Source organism: Ideonella alba (assembly GCF_018069875.1).
Lineage (GTDB): Bacteria > Pseudomonadota > Gammaproteobacteria > Burkholderiales > Burkholderiaceae_C > Ideonella > Ideonella alba.
Map to the genome: position 1 here is coordinate 66,515 of NZ_JAGQDF010000008.1, position 12,320 is coordinate 78,834.

The following is a 12,320-nucleotide window of genomic DNA, read 5'->3' on the forward strand; positions in this document are numbered from 1 at the left end:
CTGATGCGACCAGACGAAGCGGGCCGGCGGCCCGCTTCTTCCCCCCGGCCCGATCCCCGGATCAGGCCCCGTTGACAGCCTCCCCGGCAGGACGCCCGGGCGGGGGTTGTCAACGGGGTCCGGACGACCTCACCCTGACATCTCGCACACCAGGAGCGCCCCCATGCTGGACGACACCACCACCGGCCAACTCGCCGCCTACTTCGAGCGCATCAGCCAGCCGATCGAGCTGATCGCCAGCCTCGATGACTCCGAAGGCGCTCAGCAGATCCGCGAGCTGATCACCGAGATCGCCGCCATCGCGCCGGACAAGATCCGCGCCCGCTTCGACGGCCAGTTCGCGCGCCGTCCCAGCTTCCAGATCACCCGCGTCGGCCACGACATGGGCGTGCACTTCGCCGCCGTGCCGATGGGCCACGAGTTCACCTCGCTGGTGCTGGCGCTGCTGTGGGCCGGCGGCCACCCGCCCAAGGTCGAGCCCGAGGTGCTGGAGCAGATCCGCGCGATCGATGGCGACTTCGCCTTCGACACCTTCATGAGCCTGACCTGCCACAACTGCCCGGACGTGGTGCAGGCGATGAACCTGATGGCGGTGTTCAACCCGCGCATCCGTGCGGTGGCGATCGACGGCGGCCTGTTCCAGGCCGAGGTCGAGCAGCGCCAGATCATGGCCGTGCCCAGCGTCTTCCTCAACGACCAGCCCTTCGGCAATGGCCGCATGGAAGTGGCCGAGATCCTGGCCAAGATCGACACCGGCGCCGCCAAGCGTGAGGCCGCCAAGCTCAGCGAAAGGGCCCCCTACGAGGTGCTGATCATCGGCGGCGGCCCGGCCGGCGCCGCGGCCGCGGTGTATGCGGCGCGCAAGGGCATCCGCACCGGCATCGTCGCCGAGCGTTTCGGCGGCCAGACCATGGACACGCTGGCGATCGAGAACTTCATCTCGGTGCAGGAGACCGACGGCCCGAAGTTCGCCGCTGCGCTGGAAGCGCATGTGCGCCAGTACGGTGTGGACGTGATGACGCTGCAGCGCGTGGCGCGCATCGACCCCGCCCCGCAGCCTGGCGGCTACGCTACGGTGACGCTGGACAACGGCGCCACGCTCAAGGGCCGCAGCCTGATCCTGGCCACCGGCGCGCGCTGGCGCAACATGAACGTGCCCGGCGAGGCCGAGTACCGCACCAAGGGCGTGGCCTACTGCCCGCACTGCGACGGCCCGCTGTTCAAGGGCAAGGACGTGGCGGTGATCGGCGGCGGCAACTCGGGTGTCGAGGCCGCGATCGACCTGGCCGGCGTGGTGCGCAGCGTCACCCTGCTGGAGTTCGCCGATCAGCTCAAGGCCGACCAGGTGCTGGTCGACAAGCTGCGCTCGCTGCCGAATGTGACGGTGCACCTCAACGCCCAGACCACCGAGGTCACCGGCGACGGCCAGAAGATGACCGGCCTGAAGTGGAAGGACCGCGTCAGCGGCGAGGAGCATGCGCCCGCGCTGGCCGGCGTCTTCGTGCAGATCGGCCTGGTGCCCAACACCGAGTTCCTCAAGGGCACGATCGAGCTGAGCCGCTTCGGCGAGATCGTCGTCGATGCCAAGGGCCACACCAGCGTGCCCGGCATCTTCGCCGCCGGCGACGCGACGACCGTGCCCTACAAGCAGATCATCATCGCCACCGGCGAGGGCGCGAAGGCCGCGCTGTCGGCCTTCGACCACCTGATCCGCACGCCGGCCGCGGCCTGAGCCCGGCCGATGCTCAGCCGCCGATGGCGGGGAGCAGGAAGTTCTCGGCCCACAGCGCGCTGCTGGGCAGGCCGCCCTCCAGCGTCAGCTGGGCCACCTCGTGCAGTTCGCTCGCCTGCAGCCGGTTGTTGCCGTCGCCGGTGCGCTCCTCGACGAAGAACAGGTGGCCCTGGCCGCTCAGCAGGTCCTGCACCAGGATGACCTGGTGGCTGCCGTCGTCGACCCGCGTGCCCTGCAGCAGCGTGGCCAGCTCCTTGGCGCTGGGGCCATCGGCACCGAAATCACCGGCCACGGCGAACAGGTGCTGGCCGCTGAGCGTCAGCGGGGGCGCCAGCGCATCCAGGCTGGTGCCGCCGCCGGGGTTGCCGTCCAGCGCGGTGGCGCCGGCCGGCCCGAAGAAGGCGCTCAGGTCGACCACATCGCCACCGATGCCGGCCTGCAGGTCCAGCACCTTGTCCAGGCCGTTGGCCGCCGCGCTGGCTTCCAGCACGAACTGATCGACCCCCGCGCCGCCGACCAGCCGGTCGTTGTCGGCGCCGCCGCGCAGGGTGTCGGCGCCCGCGCCGCCGTTGAGCTGGTCCAGCCCGGCGTTGCCCAGCAGCAGGTCGTTGCCGGCCATGCCGCGCAGCAGGTTGTCGCCCACGTTGCCGCTGATCTCGTTGGCGCGGGCATTGCCGGTGCCTTCCAGCGCGGCGCTGCCCTGCAGGCGCAGTGATTCGAAGTTGTCGCCCAGCGTGAAGTTGACCGTGCTCCAGACCTCGTCGATGCCGCCACCCGCGTCCTCCACCAGCACCGCCCCGCTGGCGGTGACCTGGTAGACGTCGCTGCCGGTGCCGCCGGTCACGGTGTCGCCCGCGCCGATGCCGCTGATCGTGTCGTTGCCGGCACCGGCCATCACGTCGTCGCTGCCGCTGTTGGCCGACAGGTCCAGCTGGTCGCGCCACACGCTGCCGGTGATCAGGCTGCGCTCGAAGCCGCTCCATTGCACGCTGTTGGGCAGCTCGGTGCTGCCCAGGATCACGGCGCTCGTGCTGGTCGACCAGTCGGCATAGAAGGTGTCGATGCCGCCGCCGCCGTGGTAGCTGCCGCCCTGACCGCGCGCGACGATCAGGTCGTTGGTGGCGCTGCCGGTGATGCTCCACTGCTCGACGTTGGCCACATGCAGCTGGGTCTGCCAGCCGCTGCTCCAGCGGACGAAGTCGAACTGGGTGGCGCCGGCCAGCGCGGCCGCGATGGCGGCGCGGCTGCTGCCGTAGTTCAGGTCGCCCAGCAGCGCACCGCCAGCGTCGTAGGCGAGCAGGCGGGTGTAGCCGGTGTCCGAGTTGGCGAGGCTGCCGATCGTCAGCGTGTCGGTGTCGGCGCCGCCGTCCACGCTGCCCCAGGCCTGGGTGATCGTGTCGTTGCCGCTGCCGGTGTCGACCGTGCCCTGGTCCACCGCCACCCAGTCGTTGCCGGCGCCGGTGACCAGGTCGTCGGTGGATGAGCCGTTGCCCCGGTTGTCGATCGTGTCGTTGCCGCTGCCGGTGCGCAGGATCAGGCGCTCGAAGCCCGAGACGCTGGTGCCGTTGACCGTTTGCGTGGTGGCGGGCGTGTTGACCCAGCTGATGCCACTGCTGGCGCCGGACCAGTCGGCGTAGAAGCTGTCAAAACCGCCGTTGCCGGCGTAGCTGCCGCCCTGACCGCGCGCGACGATCAGGTCGTTGGTGGCGCTGCCGGTGATGCTCCACTGCTCGATGTTGGCCGCATGCAGCTGGGTCTGCCAGCCGCTGCTCCAGCGGACGAAATCGAACTGGGTGGCGCTGGCCAGCGCGTTCTCGATGTCGCCGCGGCTGCTGCCGTAGTTCAGGTCGCCCAGCAGCGCACCGCCAGCGTCGTAGGCGAGCAGCCGGGTGTAGCCGGTGTCCGAGTTGTACAGGCTGCCAATCGTCAGCGTGTCGCTGTCGTCACCGCCATCCACACTGCCCCAGGACTGGGTGATCGTGTCGTCACCGCTGCCGGTGTCCACCGTGCCCTGGTCCACGGCCACCCAGTCGTTGCCGGCGCCGGTGACCAGGTCGTCGGTGGATGAGCCGTTGCCCCGGTTGTCGATCGTGTCGTTGCCGCTGCCGGTGCGCAGGATCAGGCGCTCGAAGCCCGACACGCTGATGCCGTTGACGGTCTGCGTGCTGGCGGGCGTGTTGACCCAGCTGATGGCGCTGCTGGCGCCGGACCAGTCCGCGTAGAAGCTGTCAAAGCCGCCGTTGCCGGCGTAGCTGTCACCGTCTCCACGGGCGACGATCAGGTCGGCGGTGTTGCTGCCGTTGACGGTCCAGTGTTCGATGTTGGCGGCGTGCAGCTGGGTGCGCCAGCCGCTGCTCCACCAGCTGGTGAAGTCGAACTGGGTGGCGCTGGCCAGCGCGTTCTCGATGCTGGCGCGGCTGCTGGTGTAGTTCAGATCACCCACCAGGGTGTTGCTGGCATCGTAGGCGATCAGTCGGGTGTAGCCGGTGTCGGAGTTGTAGACGCCGCCCATGGCGAGCGTGTCGCTGTCGGCGCCGCCATCCACGCTGCCCCAGGCCTGGCTGATGGTGTCGTCACCATCGCCGGTGTCCACCGTGCCCTGGCCCACGGCCACCCAGTCGTTGCCGGCGCCGGTGACCAGGTCGTCGGTGCTGGAGCCATGGCCCCGGTTGTCGATCGTGTCGTTGCCGCTGCCGGTGCGCAGGATCAGGCGCTCGAAGCCCGAGACACTGATGCCGTTGACGGTCTGCGCGCTGGCGGGCGTGTTGACCCAGCTGATGTCGCTGCTGGCGCCAGACCAGTTGGCATAGAAGGTATCGAAGCCGCCGCTGCCGGCGTAGCTGTCGCCGTCGCCACGGGCGATGATCAGGTCGGCGGTGTTGCTGCCGTTGACCGTCCAGTGCTCGATGTTGGCGGTGTGCAACTGGGTGCGCCAGCCGCCGCTCCACCAGCTGGTGAAGTCGAACTGGGTGGCGCTGGCCAGCGCGTTTTCGATGTCGGCGCGGCTGCTGTTGGTGCTCAGATCGCCCACCAGGGTGTTGCTGGCGTCATAGGCCAGCAGGCGGGTGATGCCGGTGTCGGAGTTGTAGATGCCGCCCATGTGCAGCGTGTCGCTGTCGTCGCCGCCATCCACGCTGCCCCAGGCCTGGGTGATCGTGTCGTCACCGCTGCCGGTGTCGACCGTGCCTTGGTCGATGGCCACCCAGTCGTTGCCCGCACCGGTGACCAGGTCGTCGGCGCTGGAGCCGTTGCCCCGGTTGTCGATCGTGTCATTGCCGCTGCCGGTGCGCAGGATCAGGCGCTCGAAGCCCGAGACGCTGATGCCGTTGACCGTTTGCGCGCTGGCGGGCGTGTTGACCCAGCTGATGTCGCTGCTGGCACCGGACCAGTCGGCGTAGAAGCTGTCAAAACCGCCATTGCCGGCGTAGCTGTCGCCGTCGCCCCGGGCGACGATCAGGTCGGCGGTGTTGCTGCCGTTGACCGTCCAGTGCTCGATGTTGGCGGTGTGCAGCTGGGTGCGCCAGCCGCCGCTCCACCAGCTGGTGAAGTCGAACTGGGTGGCGCTGGCCAGCGCGTTCTCGATGTCGGCGCGGCTGCTGTTGGTGCTCAGATCACCCACCAGGGTGTTGCTGGCGTCGTAGGCCAGCAGGCGGGTGACGCCAGTGTCGGAGTTGTAGATGCCGCCCATGTGCAGCGTGTCGCTGTCGTCCCCGCCATCCACACTGCCCCAGGCCTGGGTGATCGTGTCGTCGCCGCTGCCGGTGTCGACCGTGCCCTGGTCGATCGCCACCCAGTCGTTGCCGGCGCCGGTGATCAGGTCGTCGGCGCTGGAGCCGTTGCCCCGGTTGTCGATCGTGTCATTGCCGCTGCCGGTGCGCAGGATCAGCCGTTCCACGCCGGCGACCTGGATGCCGTTGACCGTCTGGGTCAGCGTGGGCGTGTTGACCCAGCTGATGTCGTCCGTCGCGCTGGACCAGTTGGCCACGAAGGTGTCGAAGCCACCACGGCCGTCGAAGGCCACCCCCTTGCTGCCGCGGGCCAGCAGCAGGTCATTCGAGTCGCTGCCGGTGACTTGGAAGTGCTCGACGCCTTCGACCTGGTGCTGGATGTTCCAGGAGCCACCGCTCCAGCGCATGAAGTCGAAGCGCACGCCGGCCGCGTCGGCCGCCTCGATCGTGGCGCGGTCGGACTGCCAGGTCAGGTCGGCGATCTGGTCGCCCGCGCCGTCGCGCACCACCAGCCGGGTGAAGCCGGTGTCGGAGTTGGCCAGCGCCAGTCCGGCCAGATCGTCACCCGACTCGTCCTGGATCAGCGTGTAGCTGGCCGAGCTGGTCAGGTACTGATCGTCGCCACTGCCGCCCAGCAGCACGTCGAAGCCCTGGGTGGACAGCAGGGTGTCGTTGCCGCCCAGCCCCCAGATGACGTCGTTGCCCGAGGTGTCGCCCAGGAAGTTGTCGTCCTCGGTGCCGACGATGTTGTCCATGGGACCGACATCGGCGGCGCCGAACAGGCCGTTGGCGTCGAACTGCCAGGAAGAGCGGGTGGTGCGCATGGTGGACTCCTTGTGTCCGGTTCACGCCGGATCCGTCACCCCAGCGGCTCACGCCCCCCTAGATCGAAGCCAGATCGCCAGGCCCGGTTCCCAGGGAGACGGAAGGCCGCGACCATCCGCCCCCCCACGACTGTGGCCTTGGCGCCGCCACTCTGCCGGCACAGACTGCGACCGTCCGCTGCGGCTTTCAGCGCGGCGGCGAGCCCTACCCACGATGTTTCCAGGAGTACCCTCATGAAGACCTTCACCCCCGCCCTGGTGGCTGCCACCGCCCTGCTGAGCCTGTCCGCCTGGGCCGGCTCCGATGTGTCCAGCGCCAAGGCCAATGTGCAGCCCCAGGCCTTCACGGCCGGCCTGAAGCTGCTGAAGACCTACTTCGAGACCAACAATGCCAATGGCACCGCGCTGGTCTCCGGCTTCAACCCCTATGGCAGCACGCAGACCGTCAACTGCACTGCCACGGCCGGCTGCTTCATCATGGTCAACGCCAACGCCCAGGTGGCCGGTGTGGCCACCGTCAACCCCTCGGCCATCGTGATCAAGGTGGACGGCGCGACGATCAACGCGCCCTTCAACACCCCGGTGTCGACCACCAGCTTCACCGTGATGACCTACCAGACCGGCATTGCGGTGGCCACCGGCAGCCACACGGTGACCATGGAGGTCTATGTGTCGAACCCGACCACGCTGCACCGCTACAACACCGAGGTCAAGCTGTACAAGTGAGTGTCCCGGCTGCGTGAACACGCAGCCTGACACACACCCGGACAGGAACACGGCGCCCCGCGGGGCGCCGTGTCTGTTTCAGGGGTTCGGACCGATCAGCGGCTGCCCTCGACAAACTCGCGGATGAATTCCTCGCGGTCCAGCTGGCGCATCGGCGACTCGATCGTCGCCGCCGAGATCGGGCCCACCGCCTTGACAGACGCCAGGCTGCCCAGGTCGCCCAGCAGCGGCATCGTGACCGAGGAGCGCTGCGTGTCCACCGTCACCGTCACCGGCTGGTAGGCGATCAGCGGATTGGCCTGCTCGGCGCTGATCACGATGCCCAGGTTGTGGGCGGTGGCGAAGATGCGGTCATCGGTGTTCAGTGTCCAGCTGATCGTGTACCACTCGCCCGGCACCAGCGTCTTCTTGATCGACAGCGACCTGTGGTGGCCCACGTCGGCCATGGTGCGCGTGACCACATAGGCCGAGCTGCCGTTGTAGTCGACCACCCGCGCCTGCAGGCCGGCCGTGGGCTGGTTGACCTGCACCCGCAGCGTGACCGTGGTGGTGCCCGCCAGGCGCAGCGGCGCCGCCAGCGCATTGGACAGGAACACCAGACGGTCGCTGCGCGCCTGCGTGGGGTTGCTGACGATGCTGTCGGTCGAATAGGCCGAGGACTGGGTGAAGCTGAGGTAGCGCTCGGCCGTACCCACCGTGGCCGATGCGGTGCTCAGCGCCGGTGCCCGTCGGGCCAGCGGCGCGCTGAGCTTGAGCGTGTGCATCGTCGTGCCTTCGGGCGGCCAGGTGGCGTCCGTCGACCAGGTGCCGTTCTCGCGCTGGATGATGGCCTGCGGCGCGGTGGGGATGCCGTTGTCCAGGCCCTGCAGGTAGTGGTCGAACCAGGCCAGCAGCGGTGTCGTGTAGGTGCTGCCGAACGAGCTGTAGGGCTCAACATGCTGGCCCTGGTGCAGGAACAGGCGGCGCGCCACGCCGTGGCGGGCCAGCTCGTCCCACCACAGCCCGAACTGGCCGGTCTTGACGTTCTCGTCGGTCAGGCCATGCACCACGAAGACACTGGCGGTGATCTTCGAGGCATCCAGCCGGAAGTCGCGCACCGACCACCACCGGTTGTAGCTGCCGCTCAGGTCATCCGACCGGGCCTGCAGCTCAGGCGTCAGGTTGCTGCAGGTGCTGCTGTCGAAATTGCTGACGTACTCGTGCAGGAACCTGACATGCTCGGTGTAGTAGGGGATGCCGTGGCTGCGGGTGTAGTCGTACCAGCTGGAAATGGCCGCCACCGGCACGATGGTCTTCAGACCCTTGACTCCCGTCGAGGCCACCGCATTGGCGATGGTGCCATCCCAGGACACACCGATCATGCCGGACTGGCCGTTGGTCCACTGCGTGGCGTCGGCCGTGCTGCCATCAAGGTAGCGGCCCACGGCCCGGCCATTGGCCCAGTCGATCACTGCCTTGGTGCCCTTGACCTCGAAGTCGCCACCGACGTCATCGCAGCCGGTGGAGAAGTCGGTGCCCGGCAAGGCCACCGTGGCCACTGCATAGCCGCGGGTGGAGAAGAAGGCCGGCTCCCAGGCGCCGCGGCTGCGCTTGAAGTAGTAGGGCGAGGCGTGGATGATCAGTGGCAGGCGCACGCCCGGCGCGGTCTCGGGCCGGGTGATCTCGACCCGGATGGTGTCCACCACGCCGTTGTTGTCGCGGTCGAAGCCCGTATCGACCAGCACCGTTTCCTTGATCGCGTTGGCGAAGTAGGGCACGGTCCGCTGGCCCTGCACCCAGGGGCGCTCGGCTGCTGTCGCGTGGCTGGCCAGCCACAGCAGCGGGGCGAGCAGGGCGGCCAGGGGCTTCGAGAAAGGGGACATGCTTGCAACTCCTTGTCAGCGCGGAACGCTAACAGGTGCGATCGGTCTTCGCGACAGGGGAAGCGCCAGCAGCCGGATCGGCCCGCGCGGCCACCATCCCCCCTGTTTGAGGTCCCCACGGCCTGGCTTCCACAACACGCCCCCCATGTCCAGGGCATTGTTTGCACTGGTGGCATTTCCGACACTGGCGTTGGCAGATCCCGAGGCCGGAGGGCCCCGAAAGACGGGGAGGGCGCAGGGACCGGCTTCCACCGCCTACACAGGAGTCCACCATGATCCGCTCGAAGACCCCGATCCTCACCCTCGCCGCCACCGCGCTGCTGACCCTGTCCTCGCTGGCGATGGCCGGCTCTGGCGCCGACAAGGCCAAGGCCCAGCCCGAGGCCTTCTCGACGCCCCTGAAGCTGCTCAAGGTCTACCACGAGGTCGGCAATGCCGGCGGCACGGCCATCCCGGCGGCCACCATCACCCAGTACGGCAGCACCCAGACCGTCAACTGCACCGCCACCGCCGGCTGCTATGTGATGGTCGTGGCCGAGGCACAGGTTGCGCCGACGGCCAGCGAGGCCTCGAGCGCGATCTGCCTGCGCGTGGACGGCGTCAGCACCGACAACTGCCCGTTCCTGACCCGCGTCCCGACGACCGGCTTCACCAGCTTCAGCCACCGCGGTGGCGTGTCGGTGACCACCGGTACGCACACCGTGACCACGCACGTCTACACCAGCGTCGCGAGCGCCCTGCACAACTTCAACACCGAAGTCCGGCTGCTGAAGAAGTGATGACCGGCGCGGGGTCAGCAGCCCCGCTCCTGCTGCGCGGCGCCTGAGGGCGCCGCGCGCGTTTCAGCCCGGCATCAGCCCTCAGCGCAGCGCTTGGCCAGGTGGGCCAGCGCCTCTTCGACCTGGTCGACCAGCACCAGGCACAGGTCGCCCGGCTGCAGCCGCGCCAGCGCGGTGTCGATGGCCACGAACTCGCCACGGATCTCATCCACCTGGCGGGTGCGCGCGGCGCCTTCCAGGCCCTGACGCAACAGGCCCAGGACCTCGCCGTCCTCGCGGCCGCGCTGGCAGGCGTCCTGGTACAGGATGACCTCGTCGAAGGCAGCGCCCAGGATCTGGGTCTGCTCGCGGATGTCCTCGTCGCGGCGATCACCCGCCCCGCTGATCACCACCGAGCGGCGCTTGGCCGGCATCGCCTCGACCGCCGAAACCAGCGCGCGCATCGCATCGGGGTTGTGGCCGTAGTCGGCAATCAGCGTGGCGCCACGGTAGTCCATCACGTTGAAGCGGCCGGGCGCGCCATCGACATCGTTGACGAAGCTCGACAGCCCGGCGCGGATCGCGTCCCAATGCAGGCCGGCGCCCCAGGCCGCGGCGGTGGCGGCCATCGCGTTCTCGACCTGGAAGCCGATCGTGCCGTGGCGGGTCAGCGGGATGTCGCGCAGCGCGATCGCCTCGCGTGCGCTGCCCTCGGCGGCCACCAGGTGGCCGTCGTCGATGTAGACGCAGCGCTGGCCCTGGGCGCGGTGCGTGGCCAGCACCGGGTGGTGGCGGTCGGCCGAGAAGTAGATGACGCCGCCCGGGCACTCGGGCGCCATCGCCACGCAGTGCGGGTCGGTGGCGTTGAGCACCGCGAAGCCGCTGGCCGCCACGTTCTGCACGATGACGCGCTTGAGCACCGCCAGGTCTTCCACCGTGGTGATGTAGTTCAGCCCCAGGTGGTCGCCGGCGCCGATGTTGGTGACCACCGCCACCTGGCAGCGGTCGAAGCCCAGGCCCTCGCGCAGCACGCCGCCGCGGGCGGTCTCGAACACCGCGGCGTCCACATCCGGGTGCATCAGCACGTTGCGCGCGCTCTTCGGGCCCGAGCAGTCGCCCGAGTCGATCTGGCGGCCGTTGACGTGCACGCCATCGGTGTTGGTCATCCCCACGCGCAGGCCGCTGGCGGCGAAGAGGTGGGCGATCAGGCGCGCGGTGGTGGTCTTGCCGTTGGTGCCGGTGACGGCCACCACCGGGATGCGGCCGTCCTCGCCGGGCGGGTAGAGGTGGTTGATGATCGCCTCGCCCACCGCGCGGCCCTTGCCGAAGGACGGCGACAGGTGCATGCGCAGGCCCGGCGCGGCGTTCACCTCGACGATGCCGCCGCTTTGCTCTTCCAGCGGGCGGATCACGCTCTCGCACACCACATCGACGCCGCAGATGTCCAGGCCGATCATTTGCGCCGCCGCCACCGCGCGCGCCGCCACCTCGGGGTGGACGTCGTCGGTCACATCGGTGGCTGTGCCGCCGGTGGACAGGTTGGCGTTGTTGCGCAGGATCACGCGCTGGCCCTTGGCCGGCACCGATTCGGGCGTCAGGCCCTGGATCTCCAGCCTCGCCACCGCGATGTCGTCGAAGCGGATCTTGGTCAGCGAGGTGGCGTGGCCGTCGCCGCGGCGCGGGTCGGCATTGACCTGCTCGACCAGCTGGCGCACCGTGTGCTCGCCGTCGCCGATCACCAGCGGCGGGTCGCGCCGGGCCGCGGCCACCAGCTTGTGGCCCACCACCAGCAGGCGGTAGTCGCTGCCGGGCAGGAACTTCTCGACCATCGGCTGGCCGATCTCCTCGGCCGCCTTGTAGGCCAGCTCCAGGTGCTCGCGGCTGGTGATGTTGACGGTCACGCCCTTGCCCTGGTTGCCGTCCTGCGGCTTGACCACCACCGGCAGGCCGATCTCCTCGGCCACCTCCCAGGCCTCGTCGACCGAGTCGACCGGGCGGCCCAGCGGCACCGGCACGCCAGCGGCGCGCAGCAGGGTCTTGGTCAGGTCCTTGTCCTGGGCGATGGATTCGCTGACCGCGCTGGTGGAGTCGACCTCGGCGGCCCAGATGCGGCGCTGCTTGCTGCCCCAGCCGAACTGCACCAGGCTGCCCTGGGTCAGGCGGCGGTAGGGGATGCCGCGGGCCAGGCCGGCGTTGACGATCGAGCCGGTGGACGGGCCCAGGCGGACGTCCTCGTCCAGCTCGCGCAGCGCGGCGATCGCGGCGGCGGCGTCAAAGCTGCCTTGCGGCGCCAGCGCGGCCTGGATCAGCGCCTCGGCGGCGGCCAGCGCGCGGCGGCCGACCTCCTCCTCGGTGTACTCGACCACCACCTGGTAGATGCCGTCCTCGACGGTGGCGGTGGTGCGGCTGAAGGTCACCGGGCAGCCGGCCTGCGACTGCAGCGCCAGCGTGGCGGCTTCCAGCACATGGGCCAGCGACACCTGGTCCGGCTGGCGGCGCAGGCCGCCCAGGCCGGGGAAGAGCGCGCGCAGGCGGTCCTCGAAGCCCGGCAGCGTGGTCAGCGCGCGCTCCTCGGACGAGCAGGCGACGATGGCCTCGACGGCGGTGTGGCGGCTCCAGAGGTTCGGGCCGCGCAGGGCCCGGATGCGGGAGATGTCCATGGTTCGACTTCTTGTGGGGCGGGTCGTGTG

At 69.5% G+C, this 12,320-nt stretch carries 6 protein-coding genes; 3 read left to right on the forward strand and 3 right to left on the reverse strand.

The genetic code is table 11. From position 1 onward, the window contains the following. The first annotated feature begins 163 nt into the window (after positions 1-163). Positions 164-1,732 (forward strand): alkyl hydroperoxide reductase subunit F, encoded by a 1,569-nt coding sequence (ahpF, locus tag KAK07_RS14675; protein WP_210851718.1) that lies wholly within the window; start codon positions 164-166, stop codon positions 1,730-1,732. Positions 1,733-1,745: 13 nt separating this feature from the next. On the opposite strand, the gene KAK07_RS14680 is transcribed toward ahpF, so the two are convergent. After that, the gene (locus KAK07_RS14680) at positions 1,746-6,284 is read right to left on the reverse strand and encodes a beta strand repeat-containing protein (RefSeq protein WP_210861530.1); all 4,539 of its coding nucleotides are present in this window, start codon (positions 6,282-6,284) and stop codon (positions 1,746-1,748) included. A 234-nt stretch (positions 6,285-6,518) separates the two neighbouring features. Between KAK07_RS14680 and KAK07_RS14685 the strand changes: the two genes are divergently transcribed. Beyond that, positions 6,519-7,010 (forward strand): hypothetical protein, encoded by a 492-nt coding sequence (locus tag KAK07_RS14685; RefSeq protein WP_210861532.1) that lies wholly within the window; start codon positions 6,519-6,521, stop codon positions 7,008-7,010. A 95-nt stretch (positions 7,011-7,105) separates the two neighbouring features. Here the strand turns inward: KAK07_RS14685 and KAK07_RS14690 are convergent, their stop codons facing one another. Continuing rightward, positions 7,106-8,872, reverse strand: a complete 1,767-nt coding sequence (locus KAK07_RS14690) for a CocE/NonD family hydrolase (protein ID WP_210861534.1) — start codon at positions 8,870-8,872, stop codon at positions 7,106-7,108. A 272-nt stretch (positions 8,873-9,144) separates the two neighbouring features. Between KAK07_RS14690 and KAK07_RS14695 the strand changes: the two genes are divergently transcribed. Beyond that, complete coding sequence (locus tag KAK07_RS14695; RefSeq protein WP_210851722.1) at positions 9,145-9,651, forward strand: hypothetical protein; 507 nt, start codon at positions 9,145-9,147, stop codon at positions 9,649-9,651. A gap of 74 nt (positions 9,652-9,725) precedes the next feature. On the opposite strand, the gene cphA is transcribed toward KAK07_RS14695, so the two are convergent. Next, the gene (gene cphA / locus KAK07_RS14700; RefSeq protein WP_210851723.1) at positions 9,726-12,290 is read right to left on the reverse strand and encodes a cyanophycin synthetase; all 2,565 of its coding nucleotides are present in this window, start codon (positions 12,288-12,290) and stop codon (positions 9,726-9,728) included. Positions 12,291-12,320: the final 30 nt, after the last annotated feature.

Coding starts and splice junctions, on each gene's coding strand:
- ahpF (WP_210851718.1), top strand. CDS start 164: ATGCTGGACGACACCACCACCGGCCAACTCGCCGCCTACTTCGAGCGC.
- KAK07_RS14680 (WP_210861530.1), bottom strand. CDS start 6,284: ATGCGCACCACCCGCTCTTCCTGGCAGTTCGACGCCAACGGCCTGTTC.
- KAK07_RS14685 (WP_210861532.1), top strand. CDS start 6,519: ATGAAGACCTTCACCCCCGCCCTGGTGGCTGCCACCGCCCTGCTGAGC.
- KAK07_RS14690 (WP_210861534.1), bottom strand. CDS start 8,872: ATGTCCCCTTTCTCGAAGCCCCTGGCCGCCCTGCTCGCCCCGCTGCTG.
- KAK07_RS14695 (WP_210851722.1), top strand. CDS start 9,145: ATGATCCGCTCGAAGACCCCGATCCTCACCCTCGCCGCCACCGCGCTG.
- cphA (WP_210851723.1), bottom strand. CDS start 12,290: ATGGACATCTCCCGCATCCGGGCCCTGCGCGGCCCGAACCTCTGGAGC.